Source organism: Streptomyces sp. NPDC093598, assembly GCF_044764825.1.
Lineage (GTDB): Bacteria > Actinomycetota > Actinomycetes > Streptomycetales > Streptomycetaceae > Streptomyces.
In genome coordinates, this window is sequence record NZ_JBIWIV010000010.1 from 237675 (window position 1) to 264032 (window position 26358).

18 protein-coding genes are annotated in these 26358 nt (G+C 72.6%); 11 read left to right on the forward strand and 7 right to left on the reverse strand.

Going from position 1 to position 26358, the window contains the following annotated elements; all coding sequences use genetic code 11:
- Positions 1-35 precede the first annotated feature (35 nt).
- The 6 genes from infB (at position 36) to ACIRDU_RS27150 (ending at position 9733) form a co-directional block, all read left to right on the forward strand.
- A complete protein-coding gene (infB, locus tag ACIRDU_RS27125; protein WP_403583772.1) occupies positions 36-3137 on the forward strand; it encodes a translation initiation factor IF-2 in 3102 nt (1033 codons plus the stop codon).
- A 133-nt stretch (positions 3138-3270) separates the two neighbouring features.
- Positions 3271-3564 (forward strand): DUF503 domain-containing protein, encoded by a 294-nt coding sequence (locus ACIRDU_RS27130; RefSeq protein WP_097221188.1) that lies wholly within the window; start codon positions 3271-3273, stop codon positions 3562-3564.
- Positions 3565-3596: 32 nt separating this feature from the next.
- On the forward strand, positions 3597-4046 hold the full coding sequence (rbfA, locus tag ACIRDU_RS27135) for a 30S ribosome-binding factor RbfA (RefSeq protein WP_403583774.1): 450 nt from the start codon (positions 3597-3599) through the stop codon (positions 4044-4046).
- A complete protein-coding gene (gene truB / locus ACIRDU_RS27140; RefSeq protein ID WP_403583777.1) occupies positions 4043-4948 on the forward strand; it encodes a tRNA pseudouridine(55) synthase TruB in 906 nt (301 codons plus the stop codon). The genes rbfA and truB overlap by 4 nt, the downstream gene beginning before the upstream one ends.
- Before the next feature lie 262 nt (positions 4949-5210).
- Positions 5211-8612: a trypsin-like peptidase domain-containing protein gene (locus tag ACIRDU_RS27145; protein ID WP_403583780.1), complete on the forward strand. Its 3402-nt coding sequence runs from the start codon at positions 5211-5213 to the stop codon at positions 8610-8612.
- A 167-nt stretch (positions 8613-8779) separates the two neighbouring features.
- Positions 8780-9733 carry a bifunctional riboflavin kinase/FAD synthetase gene (locus tag ACIRDU_RS27150; protein ID WP_403583783.1) on the forward strand — a complete coding sequence of 318 codons (954 nt, stop codon included), beginning with the start codon at positions 8780-8782 and terminating at the stop codon, positions 9731-9733.
- A 57-nt stretch (positions 9734-9790) separates the two neighbouring features.
- Here ACIRDU_RS27150 and ACIRDU_RS27155 read toward each other — a convergent pair whose 3' ends face one another.
- From ACIRDU_RS27155 to ACIRDU_RS27185, 7 genes are all read right to left on the reverse strand, one after another.
- The gene (locus ACIRDU_RS27155) at positions 9791-10801 is read right to left on the reverse strand and encodes an ABC transporter ATP-binding protein (protein WP_403583785.1); all 1011 of its coding nucleotides are present in this window, start codon (positions 10799-10801) and stop codon (positions 9791-9793) included.
- Positions 10798-11862 carry an ABC transporter ATP-binding protein gene (locus ACIRDU_RS27160; protein WP_403583788.1) on the reverse strand — a complete coding sequence of 355 codons (1065 nt, stop codon included), beginning with the start codon at positions 11860-11862 and terminating at the stop codon, positions 10798-10800. Before ACIRDU_RS27160 ends, ACIRDU_RS27155 begins: the two co-directional genes overlap by 4 nt.
- Entirely contained in the window at positions 11859-12773 is a 915-nt protein-coding gene (locus tag ACIRDU_RS27165) for an ABC transporter permease (RefSeq protein ID WP_403583792.1), read from the reverse strand. The genes ACIRDU_RS27160 and ACIRDU_RS27165 overlap by 4 nt, the downstream gene beginning before the upstream one ends.
- Positions 12770-13819, reverse strand: coding sequence for an ABC transporter permease (locus ACIRDU_RS27170; protein WP_403583794.1), 1050 nt, complete (start codon positions 13817-13819; stop codon positions 12770-12772). The genes ACIRDU_RS27165 and ACIRDU_RS27170 overlap by 4 nt, the downstream gene beginning before the upstream one ends.
- Positions 13820-13837: 18 nt before the next feature.
- Positions 13838-15691, reverse strand: a complete 1854-nt coding sequence (locus ACIRDU_RS27175; protein WP_403583797.1) for an ABC transporter substrate-binding protein — start codon at positions 15689-15691, stop codon at positions 13838-13840.
- A 296-nt stretch (positions 15692-15987) separates the two neighbouring features.
- Positions 15988-19815, reverse strand: coding sequence for an SCO5717 family growth-regulating ATPase (locus ACIRDU_RS27180; protein ID WP_403583800.1), 3828 nt, complete (start codon positions 19813-19815; stop codon positions 15988-15990).
- Positions 19816-20238: 423 nt separating this feature from the next.
- Positions 20239-20535 (reverse strand): DUF397 domain-containing protein, encoded by a 297-nt coding sequence (locus ACIRDU_RS27185; protein WP_403583801.1) that lies wholly within the window; start codon positions 20533-20535, stop codon positions 20239-20241.
- Between the two features lie 268 nt (positions 20536-20803).
- On the opposite strand from ACIRDU_RS27185, the gene rpsO reads away from it, so the two are divergent.
- The 5 genes from rpsO (at position 20804) to ACIRDU_RS27210 (ending at position 26226) form a co-directional block, all read left to right on the forward strand.
- Entirely contained in the window at positions 20804-21091 is a 288-nt protein-coding gene (rpsO, locus tag ACIRDU_RS27190) for a 30S ribosomal protein S15 (RefSeq protein ID WP_015657483.1), read from the forward strand.
- 292 nt (positions 21092-21383) lie between these two features.
- Positions 21384-23600, forward strand: coding sequence for a polyribonucleotide nucleotidyltransferase (locus tag ACIRDU_RS27195; RefSeq protein ID WP_403583804.1), 2217 nt, complete (start codon positions 21384-21386; stop codon positions 23598-23600).
- Complete coding sequence (locus tag ACIRDU_RS27200; protein ID WP_403583806.1) at positions 23597-24976, forward strand: M16 family metallopeptidase; 1380 nt, start codon at positions 23597-23599, stop codon at positions 24974-24976. Before ACIRDU_RS27195 ends, ACIRDU_RS27200 begins: the two co-directional genes overlap by 4 nt.
- Before the next feature lie 28 nt (positions 24977-25004).
- The gene (gene dapB / locus ACIRDU_RS27205) at positions 25005-25757 is read left to right on the forward strand and encodes a 4-hydroxy-tetrahydrodipicolinate reductase (RefSeq protein WP_403583808.1); all 753 of its coding nucleotides are present in this window, start codon (positions 25005-25007) and stop codon (positions 25755-25757) included.
- 13 nt (positions 25758-25770) lie between these two features.
- Positions 25771-26226, forward strand: coding sequence for a hypothetical protein (locus tag ACIRDU_RS27210; RefSeq protein ID WP_403583810.1), 456 nt, complete (start codon positions 25771-25773; stop codon positions 26224-26226).
- Positions 26227-26358 lie beyond the last annotated feature (132 nt).

The following is a 26358-nucleotide window of genomic DNA, read 5'->3' on the forward strand; positions in this document are numbered from 1 at the left end:
CGGTCCGGACGCAACCCGGACCTCAAAGGAGCGAAGTGGCTAAGGTCCGGGTCTACGAACTCGCCAAGGAGTTCGGTGTCGAGAGCAAGGTCGTCATGGCCAAGCTCCAGGAACTCGGTGAATTCGTCCGTTCGGCGTCTTCGACGATCGAAGCGCCTGTTGTACGCAAGCTGACGGACGCCCTCCAGCAGGGCAGCGGAGGCGGCAAGTCCGCTCCTGCCCGCAAGGCTGCCCCGGCGAAGCCGGGCGCCCCCTCACCCGCGCAGGCTGCCCGTCCGGCCGCCCCGCGCCCGCCGGCCCCCAAGCCGGCCGCCGCCGAGAAGCCCGCGGCTCCCGCCGCGCCGGCCGCTCCCGGCCCCCGTCCCACCCCGGGCCCGAAGCCCGCGCCGCGGCCCGCCCCGGCGTCTCCGGCTCCGACCACGCCCGAGTTCACGGCGCCCCCGTCGACTCCCGCCGCCCCGGCCGCGTCCCAGGGCTCCGGACCGCGTCCGGGTGCCCCGCGTCCGGCCGGCCAGGCGCCGCGTCCGGGTGCTCCGCGTCAGGGCGGTCCCGGCCAGGGTGGCCAGGGCCGTGGTGAGCGTGGCGACCGTCCCGGCGCTCCGCGCCAGGGTGGCGGCGCCCCGCGTCCCGGTGCCCGTCCGGCGGGTCCCCGTCCGGGCAACAACCCGTTCACCTCTGGTGGTTCCACCGGCATGGCGCGCCCGCAGGCGCCCCGTCCGGGCGGTGCCCCGCGTCCCGGCGGCCCCGGTGCGCCCGGTGGCGCCCCGCGCCCGCAGGGCCAGGGCCAGGGCGGTCCCCGTCCGCAGGGTGCCGGCGGCGGTCCTCGTCCGCAGGCTCCGGGCGGCGCGCGTCCGACCCCGGGCGGCATGCCCCGCCCGCAGGGCGGCGGTCCGCGTCCCGGCGGCGGTCCGGGCGGCCCGCGTCCGAACCCCGGCATGATGCCGCAGCGTCCGGCTGCCGGCCCGCGTCCCGGTGGCGGTGGCCCCGGCGGCCGCGGTCCCGGCGGCGGCGGTCGTCCCGGTGGCGGCGGCGGTCGCCCGGGTGGCGGCGGCTTCGCCGGTCGTCCCGGTGGCGGCGGTGGCGGTTTCGCCGGTCGTCCCGGTGGTCCCGGTGGCGGTGGCGGCGGTTTCGCCGGTCGTCCCGGTGGTCCCGGCGGCGGTGGCCGTCCCGGCTTCGGTGGTCGTCCCGGCGGTCCCGGTGGCCGTGGTGGCACGCAGGGTGCCTTCGGCCGTCCCGGCGGTCCCGCGCGTCGTGGCCGCAAGTCGAAGCGGCAGAGGCGCCAGGAGTACGAGGCCATGCAGGCCCCGTCGGTCGGCGGTGTGATGCTGCCTCGCGGCAACGGCGAGACCGTTCGCCTGTCGCGTGGTGCTTCCCTCACCGACTTCGCGGAGAAGATCAACGCCAACCCGGCGTCGCTCGTCGCGGTCATGATGAACCTCGGCGAGATGGTCACGGCCACGCAGTCCGTCTCCGACGAGACGCTGCAGCTCCTCGCCGACGAGATGAACTACACGGTTCAGATCGTCAGCCCCGAGGAGGAGGACCGCGAGCTCCTCGAGTCCTTCGACATCGAGTTCGGTGAGGACGAGGGCGACGAGGAGGACCTGATGGTCCGCCCGCCGGTCGTCACCGTCATGGGTCACGTCGACCACGGCAAGACCCGGCTCCTCGACGCCATCCGCAAGACGAACGTCATCGCGGGCGAGGCCGGCGGCATCACCCAGCACATCGGTGCCTACCAGGTCGCGACCGAGGTCAACGACGAAGAGCGCAAGATCACCTTCATCGACACCCCGGGTCACGAGGCGTTCACCGCCATGCGTGCCCGTGGTGCGCGGTCGACGGACATCGCGATCCTGGTCGTCGCGGCCAACGACGGCGTCATGCCGCAGACGGTCGAGGCGCTCAACCACGCCAAGGCGGCCGAGGTCCCGATCGTCGTCGCGGTCAACAAGATCGACGTCGAGGGCGCCGACCCGACCAAGGTGCGCGGTCAGCTGACCGAGTACGGCCTCGTGGCCGAGGAGTACGGCGGCGACACCATGTTCGTCGACATCTCCGCCAAGCAGGGTCTGCACATCGACTCCCTGCTGGAGGCCGTGATCCTCACGGCCGACGCCTCGCTCGACCTGCGGGCCAACCCGAACCAGGACGCGCAGGGCATCTCGATCGAGTCCCGTCTCGACCGCGGCCGTGGTGCCGTGTCGACGGTCCTCGTCCAGCGCGGCACGCTGCGGGTCGGCGACACCATGGTGGTCGGCGACGCGTACGGCCGCGTCCGGGCGATGCACGACGACAACGGCAACAGCGTCGCCGAGGCCGGTCCCTCGACGCCGGTGCAGGTCCTGGGCCTCACCAACGTCCCGGGTGCGGGCGACAACTTCCTGGTGGTCGACGAGGACCGTACGGCCCGTCAGATCGCCGAGAAGCGCGCCGCCCGTGAGCGCAACGCCGCGTTCGCCAAGCGCACGCGCCGTGTCTCCCTCGAGGACCTGGACAAGGTGCTCAAGGCCGGCGAGATCCAGCAGCTCAACCTCATCATCAAGGGTGACGCTTCCGGATCCGTCGAGGCGCTCGAGTCCTCTCTGCTCCAGCTGGACGTCGGCGAAGAGGTCGACATCCGCGTCCTGCACCGTGGTGTCGGTGCGGTCACGGAGTCCGACATCGACCTGGCCATGGGCTCCGACGCCATCGTCATCGGCTTCAACGTGCGCGCCGCCGGGCGTGCGCAGCAGATGGCCGAGCGCGAGGGTGTCGACGTCCGGTACTACTCGGTCATCTACCAGGCGATCGAGGAGATCGAGGCGGCCCTCAAGGGCATGCTCAAGCCGGAGTACGAAGAGGTCGAGCTCGGTACGGCGGAGATCCGCGAGGTCTTCAAGTCGTCCAAGCTGGGCAACATCGCGGGTGTTCTCATCCGCTCCGGCGAGGTCAAGCGCAACACCAAGGCGCGCCTCATCCGCGACGGCAAGGTGGTCGCGGAGAACCTCAACATCGAGGGTCTGCGTCGCTTCAAGGACGACGTCACCGAGATCCGCGAAGGGTTCGAGGGCGGTATCAACCTCGGCAACTTCAACGACATCAAGGTCGACGACGTCATCGCGACGTACGAGATGCGCGAGAAGCCGCGCGTCTGACCTGAGTCACGATCGGGGCCGGTCGGCGGGACTTGTTCCGTCGATCGGCCCCGGCCGTTGCGTGTACGGTTCCCGTATCGGCGTCCAAGCGCGGCGCCCGTACCCCGAACCGGCGGGACATCCGGATACACACATGTATGTGGGGACTCTGTCCTTCGATCTGCTCCTCGGCGACGTCCACTCGCTCAAGGAAAAACGCTCTCTCGTCCGTCCGATCGTGGCCGAACTCCAGCGCAAGTACGGTGTGAGCGCGGCGGAGACGGGCAACCAGGACCTCCACCGCAGGGCCGAGATCGGTCTCGCCGTGGTCTCAGGGGAGCCGGGACACCTCACCGACGTACTGGACCGCTGTGAGCGGCTGGTCGCCGGGCGGCCCGAAGTCGAACTGCTCTCGGTTCGACGCAGGCTCCACAGCGACGAAGACTGAAGCAACAAGTAAGCAGTTAAGGAGACGGACCAGTGGCCGACAACGCGCGGGCTAAGAGGCTGGCGGACCTCATCCGAGAGGTGGTGGCCCAGAAGCTGCAGCGCGGGATCAAGGACCCGCGGCTCGGCTCGCACGTCACCATCACGGACACCCGGGTCACGGGTGATCTGCGGGAGGCGACCGTCTTCTACACCGTGTACGGGGACGACGAGGAGCGCGCGGCGGCCGCCGCCGGCCTGGAGAGCGCCAAGGGCGTGCTGCGCTCCGAGGTGGGCCGGGCCGCAGGCGTGAAGTTCACGCCGACCCTCGCCTTCGTCATGGACGCCCTCCCGGACACCGCCCGCACCATCGAGGACCTCCTCGACAAGGCGCGCGAGTCCGACGAGAAGGTGCGCGAGGCGTCCGCGGGCGCGAAGTACGCCGGCGACGCCGACCCGTACCGCAAGCCCGAGGACGACGAGACGGACGACAGCGCCGAATGACCCAGAAGCACACCACGCCCGACGGCCTTGTCATCGTCGACAAGCCGTCGGGCTTCACTTCGCACGACGTCGTCGCCAAGATGCGCGGCATCGCCAGAACGCGACGCGTCGGGCACGCCGGCACGCTCGATCCGATGGCGACGGGTGTCCTCGTCCTCGGCGTGGAGAGGGCCACCAAGCTGCTCGGCCACCTCGCGCTGACCGAGAAGGAGTACCTGGGCACCATCCGGCTCGGGCAGAACACCCTCACGGACGACGCCGAGGGGGAGATCACCTCCTCCACGGACGCCTCCGCGGTCACCCGCGACGCCGTCGACGCCGGGGTCGCCAAGCTGACCGGCGACATCATGCAGGTGCCGTCCAAGGTCAGCGCCATCAAGATCAACGGCGTGCGGTCCTACAAGCGGGCCCGGGAAGGCGAGGAGTTCGAGATCCCGGCCCGGCCCGTGACGGTCTCCTCCTTCGGCGTGTACGACGTCCGGGACGCCGTCGCAGACGACGGCACGGCCGTACTCGACCTGGTCGTCTCGGTCGTCTGCTCCTCCGGCACGTACATCCGGGCCCTGGCCCGCGACCTGGGCGCCGACCTCGGCGTGGGCGGTCACCTCACCGCCCTGCGCCGAACCCGCGTCGGCCCCTACAAGCTGGACGCGGCCCGCACGCTCGACCAGCTCCAGCAGGAGCTGACCGTGATGCCGATCGCCGAGGCCGCCGCGGCCGCGTTCCCCCGCTGGGACGTCGACGTCCGGCGGGCCAAGCTGCTCACCAACGGCGTACGCCTGGAGATGCCCGAGACGTACGCGGGCTCCGGCCCCGTCGCCGTCTTCGACCCGGAGGGCCGCTTCCTCGCCCTCGTCGAGGAGCAGCGGGGCAAGGCCAAGAGCCTGGCCGTCTTCGCCTGACGGAGGAACCGGGGGACCGGGTGCCCGTCCGTGGAGCGGCGGCCACGGGGTACCTCCACTGCCGCCGCTCCACGGTCCCCCCTCGGTTCCCCCACCCCTAGGGTGTATCCAGCCGCCCCGGTTCCTTCACCCGTCCGTGCGGGCGCTCGGAGTGAACCGGGGGAGCGGAAGGGGGCGCTTTCGCGGAGCGATCTGTCCCGCTGATCATCCCGCCCCTACTGTCGAACACAAGGGCACGGGTGTACGGCGGGGAGGCTCGACGATGGCGTCGCGGAACCGGTCCCGGGAAGCGGACGACAGCCCACAAGGCTCCCCGGACCGCCCCGGAACAGCAGGGCACGAGGACGGGGCGATCCCCGGGGACGCCCTCGTCCGTATCCACGACCTGGCCGGCCGCCCCCGCGGCACCGGCTTCCTGGCCGACCACCACGGCACGCTGATCACCAGCCACGAGGCCGTCGACGGCCTGTCCCGGCTCGTGCTGCACGGGGCCGGGGACCGCCGACGGGTCGTGGCCGCCGACGCGATCACCCCGCTGCCCGCGCTGGACCTGGCCCTCGTACGGACCGAGGGGCTCGGCGTGCCGCCGCTGCCCGTCACCGTGCGGGACGGCGCCGGAACCGGCGCCTATGTGCGGATCGCCGCGGGCGGCTGGCGCGAGGCCCGGGTGCTGGGCCCGGCCGCCGTGACGTACGCGGCCACGGACCGCTGCCACCGCCTCGACGCCCTGGAGCTGGCGGTCGGCACGGCGGGGCGGGACGCCCTGCGGCCGGGCGGCGGGGCGGCCGGCGGGCCCGTGCTCGACGCCGGGACCGGCGCCGTCGTCGCAGTCCTCGGCACCGCGCTCAGCTCCGACCACCGCGACGTCGGGTTCGCCGTACCGCTGCACTCCCGGGTCACCGGAACCGGGGGCCCGCTCGCCGAACTGCTCGCCGAGAACGCGGCGACGGTCCCCGCCTACGGGGCCGATCTGAACCTGGCCGGGGTGCTGGAGCTGACCGGCGCCTCGGTGGCGCTGGAGGGCCCGCCCGACGGCCCCGGTGTGCCGCAACCGGTCGAACGGGCGGCCGTGGCGGCAGAGTTCACCGCGTTCATGGGAGGCCCGGCGACCGTGCTCGGCCTCGTCGGACCACCGGGCAGCGGTCGTACGACGGAACTCGCGGCGCTCGCCGCGCGGCGTCGGCGAGACGGGCGGCCCACGCTGTGGCTGCGCGGCTGTGAACTGAGGGACGGTGACACGTCGGTGGCGGACGCGGCACGCCGGGCGCTGGACCGGGCCGCCCCCGCCGTGGCGGCCGCCACGGCTCGGGGCGACCTGGGCGACACCACGCCCGAGCGCCTCGCCCACCTCGCCCACGCCCTGGACCGCCCTCTGCTGCTCCTGCTCGACGGCCCCGAGGAGATGCCACCGGCCCTGGCCCGCCGTCCGACCGACTGGACGGACGGGACCGCACGGTGGCTGCGGGAGACGGGAGCCCGGCTGGTGGTGGCGTGCCGGCCGGAGTACTGGGAGACCGCGTCCTTCCCGGCGGAGCAGTGCGTGCGTCTCGGCGACCTCACCGAGGACGAGGCCCGCGAGGCGTACCGGAGTCACGGCATCCCGGAACGCGCCCTCGTCCCGGCCGACGCCCGGCATCCCCTCACCCTCGGTCTGCTCGCCGAGGTCCGGGCGGCCGTCACCGAGCCCTTGGAGGCGGCCGCGGTCGACCGGAACGACGTCTTCTCGGCTTACCTGGACCTGATGTCCCTGCGCATCGCCCAGCGGCTGGCCGCCGGCCACGGCCTGCGGGGCACCGCCGTACGCCGGCTGGCCGCCAAGGTCGCCGGGCAGGTGCACGAGGCCGCCCGCCGCAGCCTCGGCCCGGGGTCGGGGGACCTGGACCGGGAGACGTTCGAGGCGGTGTTCCCGTGGGGGCCCGCCCCGGCGCGGCTCGGCGGCTGCCCGGGCTGGGCGTCGGCCGTACTCGCCGAGGGGCTGCTCGTGCCCGCCGGGCGCGGCTTCCGCTTCGCGCACGAGGGGCTCGCCGACTGGCTCCAGGGCACGCACCTCGACCTCGACGAGGCTCTGCACGTCCTCGTCCACCGCGGCGAGGACACCCAGTCCGACCCCGTGCCGCGCCACCGCATCGGGCCGGTCGTCCAGGCCCTGCTGTGCCTCGCCCGGCAGCACGGCACCGGTCGACTGGCCACCCGCCTGGCCGACCTGGTCCACGCCCTGGACGCCGATCCGCGGTCCTGGTGGGCCGCCCGGCTGCTCGCCGGGACGCTGTCGGCCCTGCCCGACGCGGCGCCGTACGCGGAGGTGCTGCGGCTGCTCACCGACCGGATCGTGGCCTGGCGGCGGCAGGAGCGGCCCGTGCCGGAGGAGCTCGGACCCGCCTTCTGGACGGGCGTACGGCTGCCCGAGGAGGCGCGCTGGACGCTGCTGCGGCGGCTGGTGCACGCCGACGGGCCGCCGTGCGAGGCCGGGCCGCGGTTCCTGGACGCCGTCGCCGGACTCCTCGCCGGCGATCCCGCCGCCGCGCAACCGCAGCTCGTCCGCTGGTTCCACGACGAGCAGCCGCTGCCCGCCACCCCGCACGCGACCGTGGCCACCGCCGCGCAGGCGCTGCTGCACACCCACCGTCACGGCGCCCTGGACGAGCTGACGGACGTGCTCGTCGACCGCGCGCACCGGCGGGCCGACGAACTCCTCGCCGTGCTGGCCGAGGAGGAGCCGTCGGCGGTGTGCCGGGCCGTCGACCGGTGGGCGCGCGACGAACGGCCGGCGCGGCGCAGCGCCGCGGTGACGCACGGACTGCGCGTCGCGCCGCATGTGAGCACGGGAGGCGACCGCGCCCTCCTGCGCTACGCCGCCCTCACCCTGCTCGCCCGCCCCGCCGACCGCGCCCTGCACGGCGGTGCGCTCGCCCTCCTCGTCCAGGACCCCCGCACCCGGGCCCGTTACCTCCCCCGGGCACTGGAACACTTCGCGGCGGGCGACCCGCAGGTCTCACCGGACGCGCTGGCCGGGGCCCTCCTCACCGACCCCGAGCCGGTCCTCGGGGCCTTCGCGGCCCGGCTGGAACGGTCGGACGCGGAGGAGGCGCTGCGGGCACTCGCCGACGCCACCCCGCCCGGCCTGGCCCGGCGGATCGCCGCCCTGGTGTGCCGGGCGGCACGGCAGCGGCCGGAACTCGCCGGGCAGGTGGCCGCGTATACGGACCAGCGGCTCGACCGGGGCCCCACCGCCCGGCCCGTGCTCCTCCCGCTGGTCACCGGCCTGCTGGAGGGCGGTGACGTGCGGTTGCGCTGCGCCCTCGCCGCCGTCCTCACGCCGCCGGGCATCCCCGCCTCACGGCCGCTGCGCCGCGAACTGCGCGACGCGCTCCTGGCCCGCGAGCACGACACCGACGTCCTGGACGCGCTGCTGCACGCCGCCGCCCGCAACTGCGGCGACGACCTGCGCGACCTCGTCCACCGCGTCGGACTGCTCCTCGTGCGCACCCCGGAGGGCGCCGCCCGCTTCGACCGCGCGCTGGTCGACCTGAGCCGGCACGTGCCCGGTTTCGCCGCCCGCGCGGCCGGCTGGCTGGCCGACGCGCCCGACGAGTGGGCGGCACTGGTCGGGCCCAGTTCCCACCGGACGATCGAGAACCTGGCGGGCGCCGGCGTCCCCGCATGACCGCTCCGGGGCGCCGGGCCGCAGCACGCCGCCGTGCGCCCTGTCACAGCCCCCATGCCGATGCGGGCAGGAGGCACCCGGCATGGCACCCTTAGACCTGCGCACGAGGCAACCACGGACAACGACCGGACACGGGTTCGACGAGCTTTCGACAAGGAGCAGGCACAGTGCAGCGCTGGCGTGGCTTGGAGGACATCCCCCAGGACTGGGGGCGCAGCGTCGTCACCATCGGCTCCTACGACGGAGTCCACCGCGGACACCAGCTGATCATCCGGCATGCCGTGGACCGCGCCCGGGAGCTGGGCGTGCCCGCCGTCGTCGTCACCTTCGACCCGCACCCCAGCGAGGTCGTCCGCCCCGGCAGCCACCCGCCGCTGCTCGCCCCGCACCACCGCCGCGCCGAACTCATGGCCGACCTGGGCGTGGACGCGGTGCTCATCCTCCCCTTCACGACCGAGTTCTCGAAGCTGTCCCCGGCCGACTTCGTCGTCAAGGTCCTGGTCGACAAGCTGCACGCCAAGGCCGTCGTCGAGGGACCCAACTTCCGCTTCGGCCACAAGGCCGCCGGAAACGTGGAGTTCCTGTCCACGCAGGGCAAGACCTACGACTTCGAGGTCGAGGTCGTCGACCTGTACGTGACCGGTGAGGCGGGCGGCGGCGAGCCGTTCTCCTCCACGCTGACGCGGCGACTGGTCGCCGAGGGCGACGTCCGGGGCGCGGCGGAGATCCTGGGCCGTCCGCACCGGGTCGAGGGCGTCGTCGTCCGGGGCGCGCAGCGCGGGCGGGAACTGGGCTTCCCGACGGCCAACGTCGAGACGCTGCCGCACACCGCCATCCCGGCCGACGGTGTGTATGCCGGCTGGCTGCACGCCCAGGGTGAGGTGATGCCGGCCGCCATTTCCGTGGGGACGAATCCGCAGTTCGAGGGGACCGAGCGCACGGTGGAGGCGTACGCCATCGACCGGGTGGGGCTCGATCTGTACGGGTTGCATGTCGCGGTCGACTTCTTGGCGTTCGTGCGGGGGCAGGCGAAGTTCGAGACGCTGGATGCGCTTTTGGAGCAGATGGGGCGGGACGTCCAGAAGTGCAGGGAGCTGGTGGCGGCCGAGGGGGCTGCCTAGGTCTCGGGTAGGCCGTCTGCGGGTGCGCCATGGCTGGTCGCGCAGTTCCCCGCGCACCTAAGGGCGCGGGGCAACCGCCCAGTGACAAGCGACCTGCGACTCCCCGCCCCCGCTCAGCACGGCCAAGTCCCGGCCCCTGCACGATTCCGCCACGCCCGCGCGTTCCGCCTCGCCGCTCGACAGGATCTGGCAGCGGACGTGGAAGCGGCAGCCGGGCGGGACGCGTGAGGGGTCCGGGGGCTCGCCCGTGAGGACGACCGGGGCACCCGGGGCCTCAGGGAGGACCGACAGCAGCGCCTGCGTGTAGGGGTGCCGCGGTGCCGTCAGGACCTGCTCCACGGCACCCGTCTCCACGATCCGGCCCAGGTACATCACGGCGACCCGGTCGGCGATGTTCCACGCCAGACCCAGATCGTGCGTGACGACCAGCGCGGACAGGCCCAGTTCGGTGCGCAGGCGCAGCAGCAGCGCGAGGATCTCGCCGCGTACCGAGGCGTCCAGGGACGCCACCGGCTCGTCGGCGACGAGGAGTTCGGGTTCCAGGACCAGCGCGCCGGCGATGACGACCCGCTGGCGCTGCCCGCCGGACAGTTCGTGCGGGTAGCGCAGGAAGAAGCGCTCCGGGGGGCGCAGACCGGCCCGGGACAGGGCCTCGGCGACCGCTGTGCGTTCGTCGCCGCCGTAGCCGTGGATGCGCAGGCCCTCGGCGACCGCGTCGTACACCGTGTGGCGGGGGTTGAGGGAACCGCTCGGGTCCTGAAGGACCAGCTGGACGCGTTTGCGGTAGGCCTTGAGGGACCGGCCGGAGTAGTCCAGCGGGCGGCCGTCGAAGGCGACCCGGCCCGCCGTCGGCTCGACCAGCCCCAGCAGACTGCGGGCCAGGGTCGTCTTGCCGCAGCCGGACTCGCCGACCAGCGCGACGATCTCGCCGGGGCGGATGTCGAGGTCGACGCCGTCCACCGCGCGGGCCCGGGGGCCGCCGTGCCGGCCGGGGAACGTGACGTGGAGGCCCCGGGCGCTCAGCAGCGGGGCCGTGGTGACCTCGGGGGCCGTCGGGGACGTGGTCATGGCGTGCTGGGCCTCGCTTCCTCCAGGGCCTCCGGTTCCTCGGCCGACCGCTCGTCACGGGCCCGTGAAGGGTGCGCCGCCTGCGCGTCCGAGATCTCGGACCCGGCCGCCGGCGGCCCGACCAGCACACACGCCGCCCGGCGCTCCGGTCCCGCCTCGCGCAGCACCGGGTCCTCCTCGGCACACGACTCCAGCGCCACCGGACACCGGGGATGGAACGTGCAGCCGGACGGCAGCGCGGCCGGGTCCGGTGGGTCGCCCGCCAGCCCCTGCGGCGCGAACCGGGACGCCGGGTCGCCGATGCGCGGGAACGCGGCCGACAGGGCCCGGGCGTACGGATGCCGGGCGTCCTCGTACACCTGGACGGCCGGGCCCTCCTCGACCACCCGGCCCGCGTACATCACCGCGAGCCGGTCACAGGTGTCGGCGAGGACCGCCAGGTCGTGGCTGATCATGATCAGGCCGAGCTCCTGGTCCGCGACCAGCTGCTCGATGAGCCGGAGGATCTGGGCCTGGATCATCACGTCGAGGGCGGTGGTCGGCTCGTCGGCGATGATCAGCCGGGGGTCGCAGGCCAGTGCCATGGAGATCATGACGCGCTGGCGCTGCCCGCCGGACAGTTCGTGCGGGTAGGCGTCCGCGCGGGCCGCAGGAAGGCCGACCTGCTCCAGCAGCTCGCCGGTCCTCTTCTTCGCCCCGGCGGCGGTCGCCTTCCTGTGCAGCAGGATCGGCTCCGCGATCTGGTCGCCGACGCGGTGCACGGCGTTGAGGGAGTGCATCGCGCCCTGGAAGACGATGGAGGCCCCGGCCCAGCGGACGGCCCGCACCCGGCCCCACTTCATGGTCAGCACGTCCTCGCCGTCGAGGAGCACCTCCCCGGTGATCCGGGCACCCGCCGGCAGCAGCCGCAGCAGGGCCAGTGCCAGCGTGGACTTGCCGCAACCGGACTCCCCGGCGAGGCCGAGCTTGTGGCCCGCCTCCAGGCGCAGGTCGACCCCGCGCACGGCGGCCGCCCCGCCCGCGTACGTCACGGTCAGGTTCCTGACGTCGAGCAGACTCAACGCGACACCCCCAGCCTGGGGTTGAGGACGGACTCCACGGCCCGCCCGCACAGCGTGAACGCCAGCGCCACCACGGCGATGGCGATGCCCGGCGGCACCAGGTACCACCAGTCCCCGGCACTGACCGCGCCCGCCTCGCGCGCGTCCTGGAGCAGCCCGCCCCACGACACGACCGTCGGATCGCCCAGGCCGAGGAAGGCGAGGGTCGCCTCGGCGAGGATGGCCGAGGAGATGATCAGGGTCGTCTGGGCCAGCACCAGCGGCATCACATTGGGCAGGACGTGCCGGGACATGATGTGCCAGTGGCCGCCGCCGAGCGCCTGCGCCCGCTCGATGTACGGCCGGGTCTCCACGGCGAGGGTCTGGGCGCGCACCAGCCGGGCGGTGGTCGGCCAGGTGGTGACGCCGATCGCGACGACGGTCGTGGTCAGCGAGCGGGACATCACGGTCGCGAGAGCGATCGCCAGCACCAGCGTCGGCATGACCAGGAACCAGTCGGTGATCCGCATCATCACCGTCGCGTACCAGCCCTTGAAGTGCCCCGCCGTCACCCCGATCAGGGTGCCGATCGCCACCGACAGCACGGCGGCCAGCAGCCCCACCAGCAGCGACACCCGCGAGCCCCAGATCACCAGGCCCAGCAGGTCCCGCCCGAACTGGTCGGTGCCGAGCGGGAACTCGGCGCTCGGGCTCTGCATCGGACGCCCCGGCGCGTCGGTCACGCTGCTCACGTCGGAGCCGACGAACAGCGGTGCGAACAGCGCCAGCAGCGCGCACAGCGAGAGCGCGGTCAGGCCGTACAGCCCCGCCCGTTCGGAGCGGTACCGCCGCCAGAAGCGGGCGACGGAGGCCCGGCGCCGCTGCCGGGCCAGGGCACGCGGGCTCGGGGTCGTCCCGGTCGTCGTCGTCATCGGGCCACCCGGGGGTCCAGCAGCGGATAGACCAGGTCGGCGAGGGTGTTCATCAGGATCACCGCGGCGGCGAACACGAAGAACAGCCCCTGCACGAGCGGCAGGTCGGGCACGCTCAGCGCCTGGTAGAACAGCCCGCCGAGGCCGGGCCAGGAGAACACCGTCTCCACCAGGATCACGCCCGCCACCGTCCGGCCGAGGTTGATGAAGATGAGGGTCACGGTCGGCAGCAGCGCGTTCGGCACGGCGTGCCGGCGGCGTACGAGGTCGTCGCGCAGCCCCTTGGCCCGCGCGGTCGTCAGATAGTCGCTGCCCATCTCGTCCAGCAGCGCCGAGCGGGTGACCAGCAGCGTCTGCCCGTACTCCACGGCCACCAGCGTCACCACCGGCAGCACCAGATGGTGCGCCACGTCGAGGACGTACGCGAAGCCCTCCTCGCCACCCGACTCCATGCCGCCGGTCGGGAACATGCCGGGCAGCGGGCCGATGCCCACCGACAGCACGATGATCAGCAGCAGTCCCAGCCAGAAGGACGGGATGGAGTACAGCGTCAGCGCGAGGCCCGTGTTGACGCGGTCGCCGAGCTTGCCGTGCCGCCACGCCGACCGGGTGCCGAGGAAGATGCCCAGCGCCGTGTAGAGGACGAACGCGGTCCCCGTGAGCAGCAGGGTGTTCGGCAACGCCTCGGTGATCTTGTCGACGACGGGGGCACGGAACTGGTACGACGTGCCGAAGTCGCCCGTGAGCGCCTTGCCGCAGTAGTCCCTGAACTGCCGCCACAGCGGCAGGTCGAGCCCGAACTCCTCGCGATAGGCGGCCAGCTGCTCCGCCGACACCTGACGACCGCCCGTCATGGTCTTCACCGGGTCGCCGGGGATCAGCCGGAAGAGGAAGAAGCTGGTCACGAGGACGGCCAGCAGCGACACGGCGGCACCGGCCACCTTGCCCGCCAGGTACCGCGGGTACGCGGAGCTCTTGCGTACCCGCGGCCCGGCCGCCGTCTGCTGCTTGTCCTCGACCAGCGCGGGGGTCGCGTCAGCGGTCATGAGTGCCCGCTCGCCGCCCTACTCGCGTTCCTCGGCGGTCGCCCGCCGCCGCATCGCCGCGAAGGCGCCGAGCCCGGCCAGCACCACGACACCCGCGACGATCCCGACCACCACGCCCGTCGACGACGCGTTGTCCGAGGATCCGCCGGAGTCCGCCGGGACCGCCGACCACCAGCTCCAGTAGCCGTCCTGGCCGTAGATGTTGCCCGCCTTCGCCGGCATGGTGGTGATCGACTTGATCTGGTCCGTCCGGAAGGCCTCGACCGCGTTCGGATACGCCATGACGTTCATGTACCCGAGGTCGTACAGCCGCGACTCCATCTGCTTGACGATGTCCGCCCGTTTGGCGGGGTCGTACTCGGCCAGCTGCCGGGCGTAGAGCTCGTCGTACTTCTTGTCGCAGATGAAGTTGTCCGTCGCGCCCGTCTCCTCGGGGGTCGCCGGAAGCGCCCCGCAGGTGTGGATGGACAGGACGAAGTCCGGGTCGGGGTTGACCGACCAGCCGTCGAACGCCAGGTCGTACTTGCCTGCCAGCCAGGGGTCGGTCACGTTGTCCAGGCAGTTGAGCCGGACGCCGATGCCGAGCTTGCCCCACCACTCCTGGAGGTACTTGCCGACCGCCTTGTCGTTCGGGTCGGTGGCGTGGCACAGCACGCGGTAGGTGATCGGTTTGCCGTCCTTGCCGACGCGCTTGCCGTCGCCGTTCTTCTTGTACCCGGCCTGGTCGAGCAGCCGGGCGGCCTCGGCCGGGTCGTACGCCAGCTTCTGGCTCGCGGACGGCTTCCAGAAGTAGTCCTGGAAGCGCGGCGGGATGTAACCCTCGCCCTCGACGGCGTGGCCCCGGAACACCTTGTCGATGATGGCCTCGCGGTCCACGGCCCGGAACAGCGCGTGGCGCACCCGCTGGTCCAGCAGGGAGGGGTGGCCGTCGCCGAACTTCTTGCCGTTCTTCGCCTTCGCCCCCGGGTTGGTGGCGAGGGCGTAGAAGCGGCGGCCGGGGGCGTCGTTGACCTGGATGTCGTCCGCGCCCTTGAGGGACTCGGCCTGAGCGGGCGTCAGGGACGGGGACCCGGCGACGAAGGACACCTCGCCCTTGCGCAGCGCCGACACGGCCGCGTCCTGGTCCTTGTAGTAGCGGAAGACCAGCTCGTCGAACTTGGGTGACCCGCGCCAGAAGCTCTTGTTGGCCTTGAGCCGGACGTAGCTGTCGGCCTTGTAGCCGCTCAGCACGAACGGCCCGTTCCCCACGACGGGGAAGGTCTTGTCGTTGTTGAACTCGGAGAAGTCCGAGACCTTCTCCCACACGTGCTTCGGCACGATCGGCACGTCCAGCGCGGCCATCGTGGCCTGCGGCTTCTTCAGCTCGATGACCAGCTTGGTGGGGCTCGGGGCGGTCACCTTGCGGAAGTTCCCGACGTAGCTGCCGTTCGCCGTGGCCGCGCCGGTGTCGGTCATCATCTTGTTGAACGTCCAGGCCGCGTCCTCGGCGGTGGCCTGCTGCCCGTCCGACCACGCGGAGTTGGAGCGGATCGTGTACGTCCAGGTCAGCTTGTCCGGCGACGGTTCCCACTTGGTGGCCAGGCCCGGGATGGCGTGGTTGTCCTTGGGGTCGTAGTTGGTCAGGTACTCGTACATGAGCCGGTGGATGCTCGTACTGAGCAGCCGGACCGCGAGGAACGGGCTGAGCGAGTCCACGCTCTGCGCCACCGCGACGGTCAGCACCTTCTTGCCGTCGTCGGCCGCCCGGGCCTGCTGGGGCGCCGGATCGAGCGGGGTCGCGAGACCGGCGGTGAGGGTGAGCGCGGCCGCCCCGGCCAGGGCGACGAGCCGGAGGCCGCGCGGGAGGCTGTGCTTCTGATCGTTCGTGCCCATGGTCGGACCTCGCGTCATCGCTCGGACGGGAAGGACGGGTTGATCAGCTGTCAGATGCGTGATGTGTGTGTACCAGCGGCCTCTCCACCCGTCAACGCCGCTTTCACCCCTTGTGGCCTGCGGAAATAACGAATTGGCGAGCTTTTCGCACCCATTGGTCGAGACCACTGACGCCCTCCTGGCCAGGGCCTGGCAACGGAATTCACCCCTGAACGCGCCGAGGCCCGCGCCGAGTCGGAACGGCGCGGGCCACCAAAGGGATCGGCCCCTCGAAAGGGGCCGATCGGGTGAGGCGATTACTGCGAAGGAGGCGGGGGCGGCGGGGTCTGCCCGTCGGGCTGGGGGTAGCCGTAGCCCGGCTGCGGGGGTGCGGCCGGGGGCTGTCCGGGCTGGGGGTACGGCTGCCCCGGGTGGGCCGCCGGCTGCCCCGGCTGCGGGTAGGGCGGCTGGCCCGCGGCCTGCGGGTACGGCTGACCGGGCTGGGCCGGGGGCGGGCCCTGCTGCGGATACGGCTGCCCGGGCTGCGGCTGCTGAGGCACCTGAGGCTGCTGCGGGTACGGGCCCGGCCGGCCGGGGGCCTGCTGACCGGGAGCCGGCTGCTGCTGCCCGGGGTACGGGGGCTGGCCCGGCTGGGCGTAGGGCTGACCGGGTCCGGGCTGGCCGGGCATGGCATGCCCCGGCAGCGGCGGGGCCGCGACCGGCGGCGGGTTGCCGTCGGAGGTCCACAGTCCGTGCGACTGCTGGTGGCGGACGAAGTCCTCGGCGACCATCGCCGCGAGGTTGAAGTACGCCTCCCGCACCTTCGGCCGCATCATGTCGAGGTCGACCTCGGCCCCGGCGGCGAGATGCTCGTCGAACGGCACGACGATGACGCCCCGGCAGCGCGTCTCGAAGTGCGTCACGATGTCCTCGACCTTGATCATCTTGCCGGTCTCGCGGACCCCGGAGATGACGGTGATGGACCGCGAGACGAGGTCGGCGTACCCGTGCGCGGACAGCCAGTCCAGCGTGGTGCTCGCACTGCTCGCACCGTCCACGGACGGCGTCGAGATGATGATGAGCTGGTCGGCGAGGTCCAGCACGCCGCGCATGGCGCTGTAGAGCAGACCGGTACCGGAGTCGGTGAGGATCACCGGGTACTGCTTGCCCAGCACGTCGATCGCGCGCCGGTAGTCCTCGTCGTTGAAGGTCGTGGACACGGCCGGGTCGACGTCGTTGGCGATGATCTCCAGACCCGAGGGGGCCTGAGAGGTGAACCGCCGGATGTCCATGTACGAGTTGAGGTACGGGATCGCCTGGACGAGGTCACGGATGGTGGCCCCGGTCTCCCGCCGCACCCGGCGCCCGAGGGTGCCCGCGTCCGGGTTGGCGTCGATCGCGAGGATCTTGTCCTGTCGCTCGGTGGCCAGCGTGGAGCCGAGCGCGGTGGTCGTGGTCGTCTTGCCGACACCGCCCTTGAGGCTGATCACGGCGATCCGGTAGCAGGACAGCACGGGCGTGCGGATCAGGTCGAGCTTCCGCTGCCGCTCGGCCTCCTCCTTCTTCCCGCCGATCTTGAACCGCCCGCCTCCGGCCACCGGACGGCTGCTCTTCGCCTTCTGCTTCTTGCTGTTGAGCAGCCGGTCGGACGACAGCTCCACGGCAGCGGTGTAACCGAGCGGCGCGGCCCCGGGGTTGGTCGGCTGCCGCTGGTCGTGCTGCATGGGCTGCGGCCAGGCGGCACCGGTACGGGGGTCCACGGGCTGCCGGGGCGGCTGCTGCCCGGGGTGCGGCTGCCCCGACGGGTCGGGCTGCCCGCCGTGCGGAGACCGGGGCTCGGGCTGCGGCTGGGCCTGCGGGGGCACGCCGGGGTGAGGCTGAGTCGGGTACTGCTGTGCGGGCGGCTGGGGGAAGCCGTAGCCGCCCTGTGCGTGGGGGGCGCCGGGGTGCGGGAAGCCGTAACCGCCCTGGGGGTCGGGCGCGGCCGGGGCGGGGACGCCCGGCTGCGGGAAGCCGTAGCCGTCCTGCGGCGTCGGCGCGGGGGTGGGGGGAGTGACAGGGGGCTGGGCCGGGGGCTGCTGGACTGCCGGGGCGGGGGCGCCCTGCTGAGGGAAGCCGTAGCCGCCCTGTGCGGGGGGCGCGTGCGGGCCGTCCGGCTGCGGGGCCGGGGGCTGTGCGGCCGGGGCGGGGGCACCGGGGTGCGGGAAGCCGTAGCCGCCCTGTGCGTTCGGCGCGGCCGGGGCCTGAGCTCCCGGGTGCGGGAAGCCATAGCCCCCGGGCTGGGGTGCGGGCTGGGTGGGCGGCTGGTGGGGCGGCGTCGGTGCGGCAGGCTGGTTCCACGAGGCGGGCGCGGGCTGCGGCGCCTGTGGCTGGAACGGCGGCTGCTGTGCCGGCACGTAGGGCTGCGGCGGCACCGGAGGCTGTCCCTGTGCGGCCGTCGGCTGCGGCTGCGGCTGAGCGGGCGCGTTCGGGTCCGAGGGCTGCGCCTGGGGCTGCTGCTGCGGCGGGGCGGGCCACTCGCTCGCCGGGACCGGAGCGGCCGGCTGGTACGACGGCGGCAGCGGCGGCACGCCCTGCGGGGGCGGGGGAGTGGAGTCGGACGGCGGGCTCGGCGGGGCATCGGGGGAGACCGGTACGGCCGGTACGGCGTCCTCCGGCTCGTTCTGCGCGGGCGCGCCGTCGGCGGGGGGCGCGTCGGCCGGCTCGGCAGCAGGCGCCACCGGGTCCTCGCGCTCGTGCTCGGCCCTGGCCGGCACCGCGTCCTCAGGCGCGTCGGAGTCGGGCTGGGCGTCTCCGGGCTGTGCGTGCTCGGGCTGGGCGTCCGCGGGCTGTGCCTGCTCGGACTCCGTGTCGTCGGCCTTGGCGTCCTGGGACTCGGCGTCTTCCGACCCGGCGTCCTCGGACTCCGTGTCCTCGGGCGCTGCGACCTGCGGCTCCAGCACCTCGGGCGCCACGTCCTCGGTTTCCGGCCGGGTGTTCTCCGGCTCGGCCTCCTCGACCGGCGGCACGTCGGTGAAGGCGTCCGCGTCCAGCGCGTACTCCGAAACCGCGGCGGAGTCGTCCGCCTCCACACCGGGGCCTTCGTCCTCCGCGTCCTCGGTACGGGCACCGCCACCGGCCGCCCCGTCGGTGTCCTCCGCCTCGGTGACGTCGGGGGCCTCGGGCGGGGAAGCCGCCTCCGCAGCGGCACGCTCCTCGATCTCCCGCTTCAGGGCGCCGGCGGAGAAACGCATGGTGGCACCGCTCTCCAGATCGCCGTTCTCCGGCTCCGCGGCAGCACCGGAAGCCGCCGCCGAAGCCTCGGGAGTGGCCGGAGTCTGCGGAGTGGCCGGAGTCTGAGGAGCGGCAGGCGGAGTCCCGGGAACGACCGGTGCCGCCGGCGGAGCCGGCGGCGTCCACGGCGACTGATACCCACCGACGGGGATGTTCGGCACGGCCGTAGGAGAGGCCGCGTCACCCGCGGGCGCCTCGGACTGCCCCTGAGACCGGTCCCCCGGCTGCGCCCCCTGCGGCTCGAAGCCGCTGCCCATCGGAAGCCTGGGTACGGCGGAAGGGCCCTGCGAAGAAGGCGCGGGCTGCGCGGGCGGCGCCGGCGGCGCGAAGGGCGCACCGGGCGCGGGCGCGGGAGGCGTGAACGGAGCGCCCGGAGCGGGCGCCGGCGCGGGAGGAGTGAAGGGCGCCCCGGGCGCGGGAGCCGGTGCGGACGCCTGCCCCGGCAGGGACGCCGGAAGGGACGAAGACCCACCCGAAGGGTTGGCATGCGGCGGCGGAGTGAGCCCGGGCAGCGGCGGCACCGGCCCCTTCGGCATCCCGGCACCTCCGGGCACCCCGGCAGCCCGTGCTCCGGAACCGCCGGCCACACCAGAAGCCCCGTTCGCCCCGGGCACACCGGAAGCCCCCGGCCCGGAACCCCCGGGCGCCCCCGAAGCACTGGAGTCCTCGGACGCCCCCGCCCCCTGCCCCGAACCCCCCGAGGCGTTCTGCGTGTACCAGGCGGGCGGCGCGTAGTCGATGGTGAACTCGCCCGTCACCTCTGCTGCGGACTCCGCGTCGGGCTGGTCATCGCCGGGTGTCGCCCAGCCCCCGCGGATCCCGTCCCGATCGCTGCTCACAGTGTTCCTCCTGGTGTGGTCGAGCACCCTCATGCCGTGCTGGGGGCGACCCTTGCTTGTCGTCCGACGTCGTGCGAAGCCGTGTGAGGCGTAGCGAGGTCGTCCGAGGTCGTCCGATCCACAGGCTCCCCCGCCTTCCCCCCGGGACGCCCACGCCTACCACGGGTTCTGACGGCGCGCCCCGTCCCAGCCTAATCACCACAAGCCCCGCCCCGGCAGGCCCGTCCACCCGCGAGCAGCTGTCCGTCGCGTCACAAGCTGCCCAGAAGGTGCCCGGAAGTGACGTATACGGCACGCACTTTGGTGAACAAACAGGGCAATAAGCGTGAAGATCCGTGAACGACCTTGCCAGGCAGTCGTTTTGAGGCCAGGAGGAAGCAGGCGCCTTGCGGCGCAAGAGACATGCGAAGAGGGGCGGCCGTTCACCGGCTCACCCCTCGTCGTCCACCGTGCTGCCTACCGCCCGGCTTCGAGCCCCCCGTCGTGCGCCCCCGGCTCAAGATCGAACTCTCCGTCCCGGGCCCCCAGCACGAACGCCCGCCACTCCGCCTCCGTGTAGCGCAGCACCGTCTCCGGGTCCAGCGACGACCGCATCGCCACGGCACCCTCGGGCAGGTAGGCGATCTCGACCCGCTCCTCGTGCCCCTCGGTGCCCGGCGCGCTGTGCCACTCGACACCGGAGATGTCGAGGGCGTAGAGCTCGTCCCGCTCCCGCTCCTTGCGTGCCTTGATCTCCTCAGCCGTCTCCGCCATGCCGCAGCGACCCCTTCCCGACGTACGAACGATCCGAATCCGCTCACCCTAGTGGCCCCCTCCGCTCCGGCCGGGGGGTTCGAAAGACCAGGGCAAAGAGGACCCCGGCCGCCTGGTACGCTGGTCGACGGCCGTTTGTGTACGCACCCCCGGAGCTCACCGCTCTGGAGGCCGCGCCCAGCGGATCCCCGCCTTCCGAGTCATGGAAGCTCCCCCGAGACACAGACCGGGGGCACTCGGTGGCCATCACAGACTACGAGGAGTACGCGTGCCGCTCGACGCCGCTACGAAGAAGCAGATCATCAGCGAGTTCGGCCAGAAGGAGGGCGACACCGGCTCCCCCGAGGTCCAGGTCGCCATGCTCTCGCGCCGCATCTCGGACCTGACCGAGCACCTCAAGACCCACAAGCACGACCACCACTCCCGCCGTGGCCTGCTGATTCTGGTGGGTCAGCGTCGCCGCCTTCTCCAGTACCTGGCGAAGAAGGACATCCAGCGCTTCCGCGCGCTGGTCGACCGCCTCGGCATCCGCCGCGGTGCGGCGGGCGCCAAGTAAGACGCCGTGAGGGGAGCGGTTCCCGAAGGAAAGGGGACCGCTCCCTTTGCTGTACGTGCGGAGTGTCACCACTGCTTTGTAGTGTGGTAGCACAACGCAATACGGACGACACAGCACGACAAGAAGAGGAGAGGCGCACCTAGCCGCCGCCGGTCCTCGGTAGTGGCCCCCGGGGGAAAGCGAGCCCCGGGTGCTTCGATCGAAGACCGGCCCGCACAGCCCGGAGCGCTTCTCCGCAACCGTCCCCCTGCCACACGGGCAGCGGCGGGACGAAGACGAGGAGATAACGCTAGTGGAGAACGAGACCCACTACGCCGAGGCCGTCATCGACAATGGCGCCTTCGGTACCCGCACCATCCGCTTCGAGACGGGCCGCCTGGCCAAGCAGGCCGCCGGCTCCGCCGTGGCGTACCTGGACGACGACACCATGGTGCTGTCGGCCACCACCGCCTCCAAGAACCCCAAGGACCAGCTCGACTTCTTCCCCCTCACGGTGGACGTCGAGGAGCGGATGTACGCCGCCGGCAAGATCCCCGGCAGCTTCTTCCGCCGCGAGGGCCGTCCCTCCGAGGACGCGATCCTCACCTGCCGCCTGATCGACCGCCCGCTGCGCCCGTCCTTCAAGAAGGGCCTGCGCAACGAGATCCAGGTCGTCGCCACGATCATGGCGCTCAACCCCGACCACCTGTACGACGTCGTGGCGATCAACGCCGCGTCCGCGTCCACGCAGCTGGCCGGCCTGCCCTTCTCCGGCCCGATCGGCGGCGTCCGCGTCGCGCTGATCAACGGCCAGTGGGTGGCCTTCCCGACGCACACCGAGCTCGAGGACGCCGTCTTCGACATGGTCGTCGCGGGCCGCACCCTGGAGGACGGCGACGTCGCGATCATGATGGTCGAGGCCGAGGCCACCGAGAAGACCATCAAGCTGGTCGAGGGCGGCGCCGAGGCGCCGACCGAGGAGGTCGTCGCCGCCGGTCTGGACGCCGCGAAGCCCTTCATCAAGGTGCTCTGCAAGGCCCAGTCGGACCTCGCCGCCAAGGCCGCCAAGCCGACCGGCGAGTTCCCGATCTTCCTCGACTACCAGGACGACGTCCTGGAGGCGCTCACCGCCGCCGTCAAGCCCGAGCTCGCCCAGGCGCTCACCATCGCCGGCAAGCAGGAGCGCGAGGCCGAGCTGGACCGCGTCAAGGGCCTGGCCGCCGAGAAGCTCCTCCCGGAGTTCGAGGGCCGCGAGAAGGAGATCTCCGCCGCGTACCGCTCGCTGACCAAGACCCTGGTCCGTGAGCGCGTCATCAAGGAGAAGAAGCGCATCGACGGCCGCGGTGTCACCGACATCCGCACCCTGGCCGCCGAGGTCGAGGCCATCCCGCGGGTCCACGGCTCCGCGGTGTTCGAGCGTGGCGAGACCCAGATCCTGGGCGTCACCACCCTGAACATGCTCCGCATGGAGCAGCAGCTGGACACCCTCTCCCCGGTGACCCGCAAGCGCTACATGCACAACTACAACTTCCCGCCGTACTCCACCGGTGAGACCGGCCGCGTCGGCTCCCCGAAGCGCCGCGAGATCGGCCACGGCGCCCTCGCCGAGCGCGCCCTCGTGCCGGTCCTGCCGACGCGCGAGGAGTTCCCCTACGCGATCCGCCAGGTCTCCGAGGCGCTGAGCTCCAACGGCTCGACGTCCATGGGCTCGGTCTGCGCCTCCACCATGTCGCTGCTGAACGCCGGTGTGCCGCTGAAGGCCCCCGTCGCCGGTATCGCCATGGGCCTGATCTCCCAGGAGATCGAGGGCGAGACGCACTACGTCACCCTCACCGACATCCTCGGTGCGGAGGACGCCTTCGGCGACATGGACTTCAAGGTCGCCGGCACGAAGGAGTTCGTGACCGCCCTCCAGCTCGACACCAAGCTGGACGGCATCCCGGCCTCCGTCCTGGCCGCGGCCCTCAAGCAGGCCCGTGACGCCCGCCTCCACATCCTCGACGTGATGATGGAAGCGATCGACACGCCGGACGAGATGTCCCCGAACGCCCCGCGGATCATCACCGTCAAGATCCCCGTGGACAAGATCGGTGAGGTCATCGGCCCCAAGGGCAAGATGATCAACCAGATCCAGGAGGACACCGGCGCCGACATCACGATCGAGGACGACGGCACGATCTACATCGGCGCGGTCGACGGACCGTCCGCCGAGGCCGCCCGCACCACGATCAACGGCATCGCCAACCCGACCATGCCGGAGGTCGGCGAGCGCTACCTGGGCACGGTCGTGAAGACGACCACCTTCGGCGCGTTCGTGTCGCTGCTCCCGGGCAAGGACGGTCTGCTGCACATCTCGCAGATCCGCAAGCTCGCCGGCGGCAAGCGCGTGGAGAACGTCGAGGACGTGCTCGGCGTGGGCGCCAAGGTCCAGGTCGAGATCGCCGAGATCGACTCCCGCGGCAAGCTCTCCCTGATCCCGGTCATCGAGGGCGAAGACGGCGACGAGCAGAAGGACGACGGCGACCAGTGACGTCCCGCGGTTTCCAGGCGACGGCCCGCACCTCCTCGGAGGCGCGGGCCGTCGCCCGTACCCAAACCCTCATCAAGGGCGAGAACGGCATCGGCACGGTCCGCAAGACCACCCTCCCCGGCGGCCTGCGCATCGTCACCGAAACCCTGCCCTCGGTCCGCTCCGCGACCTTCGGCATCTGGGCGCACGTCGGCTCCCGCGACGAGACCCCGGCGCTGAACGGCGCCACGCACTACCTGGAGCACCTGCTCTTCAAGGGCACCGGCCGCAGGTCCGCCCTGGACATCTCCTCCGCGCTGGACGCGGTCGGCGGCGAGATGAACGCGTTCACGGCGAAGGAGTACACGTGCTACTACGCACGCGTGCTCGACAGCGACCTGCCGCTGGCCATCGACGTCGTCTGCGACATGCTGACCGGCTCGCTCATCCGCGAGGAGGACGTCGACGTCGAGCGCGGCGCCATCCTCGAGGAGATCGCCATGACCGAGGACGACCCGGGCGACTGCGTGCACGACCTGTTCGCGCACACGATGTTCGGCGACAACGCCCTCGGCCGCCCGGTCCTCGGCACGGTCGACACGGTCAATGCCCTCACCGCCGACCGCATCCGCCGCTTCTACAAGAAGCACTACGACCCCACCCACCTGGTCGTCGCCTGCGCCGGCAACATCGACCACGCCAAGGTCGTACGGCAGGTCCGCGCCGCCTTCGACAAGGCCGGTGCCTTCAAGGATCTCGCCGCCGACCCCGTCGCCCCGCGCAGCGGCAAGCGGGCCCTGCGCACCGCGGGCCGCGTCGAGCTGGTCGACCGCAAGACCGAGCAGGCGCATGTCGTGCTCGGCATGCCGGGCCTGTCCCGCACGGACGAGCGGCGCTGGGCCCTCGGCGTGCTGAACACCGCCCTCGGCGGCGGCATGTCCTCCCGGCTCTTCCAGGAGGTCCGCGAGAAGCGCGGCCTGGCCTACAGCGTGTACTCGTACACCTCGGGCTTCGCCGACTGCGGCCTGTTCGGCGTCTACGCGGGCTGCCGCCCGTCGCAGGTGCACGACGTGCTGAAGATCTGCCGCGACGAACTCGACCACGTCGCCGAGCACGGCCTGTCCGACGACGAGATAGGGCGGGCGATCGGCCAGCTCCAGGGGTCCACGGTCCTCGGCCTGGAGGACACCGGCGCGCTGATGAACCGTATCGGCAAGAGCGAGCTGTGCTGGGGCGAGCAGATGTCCGTCGACGACATGCTGTCCCGTATAGCGTCGGTCACCCCGGACGACGTCCGTGAGGTAGCCCGAGAGATCCTGGGACGGCGGCCCTCCCTGTCGGTCATCGGCCCGCTGAAGGACAAGCAGGCGGCCCGGCTGCACGACGCCGTCGCCTGACCATCCCCTGGTGAAGGAAGCACAAGAGATGAGCAAGCTGCGCGTGGCGGTCCTCGGCGCCAAGGGCCGGATCGGCTCGGAAGCCGTCCGGGCCGTCGAGGCCGCCGAGGACATGGAACTGGTCGCCGCCCTCGGCCGGGGCGACAAGCTGGAGACGCTGACCGAATCCGGCGCCCAGGTCGCGGTCGAACTGACCACGCCCGACTCGGTCATGGCCAACCTCGACTTCTGCGTCGGCCACGGCATCCACGCGGTCGTCGGCACCACCGGCTGGACCGACGAGCGCCTCGCGCAGCTGAACGGCCGGCTGTCCGCCTCCCCGGACACGGGTGTGCTCATCGCGCCGAACTTCTCCATCGGGGCCGTCCTCACCATGAAGTTCGCGCAGCTCGCCGCCCCCTACTTCGAATCCGTCGAGGTCGTCGAGCTGCACCACCCGAACAAGGTGGACGCCCCCTCCGGCACCGCCACCCGCACCGCCCAGCTCATCGCCGAGGCCCGCCGCGCCGCCGGCACCGCTCCGGCCCCCGACGCCACGACCACCGCCCTCGACGGTGCCCGCGGCGCCGACGTCGACGGCGTCCCGGTCCACGCCGTCCGGCTGCGCGGCCTGCTCGCACACCAGGAGGTCCTGCTCGGCGCCGAGGGCGAGACCCTCACGGTCCGGCACGACTCGCTCCACCACAGCAGCTTCATGCCGGGCATCCTGCTCGGCGCCCGCCGCGTGGTGAGCACTCCGGGCCTGACCTTCGGCCTGGAACACTTCCTGGACCTGAACTGAGCCCCTGACCGTCATGCGCGCGAAGCTCACCTACGCCCTCACCGCCGCCGTCCTGGTCGTCTACTTCGTCCTGGTCGGCAGCCGCGGTGTCCTGCTCATCGAGACCGGCACGCCCCTCACCGTCACCTTCGGTGTCGCCGTGCTGATCCTGCCGGTCATCGGCCTGTGGTTCCTGTGGAAGAACACCCAGTTCGCCCGCAAGGCAGGCCAACTCGCCGCCGAACTGGACGCCGAGGGCGGTCTGCCCGTCGACGAACTGCGGCGCACCCCCAGTGGGCGCATCGACCGGGACTCGGCCGACGAGGTCTTCGCCCAGCGCAAGGCCGAGACGGAGGACGCCCCCGACGACTGGCGCACCTGGTTCCGTCTGGCCGTCGCCTATCACGACGCCCGCGACACCCCGCGTGCCCGCAAGGCGATGCAGCGCGCGATCGCCCTGCACGACGGCAAGCAGCCCGAAGCCGCCTGAACCACACCCCCCTCATGCCGGCGGGGGCGGGCCCCCCGGACGGGGCCGCCCCCCCCCCGGCAGGGGGGGGGGGCCCAGCGCGGGGCCGGCGACCCCGGCCCCCCCCCGCCCCCGCGCCCCCCCCCCGGGGCG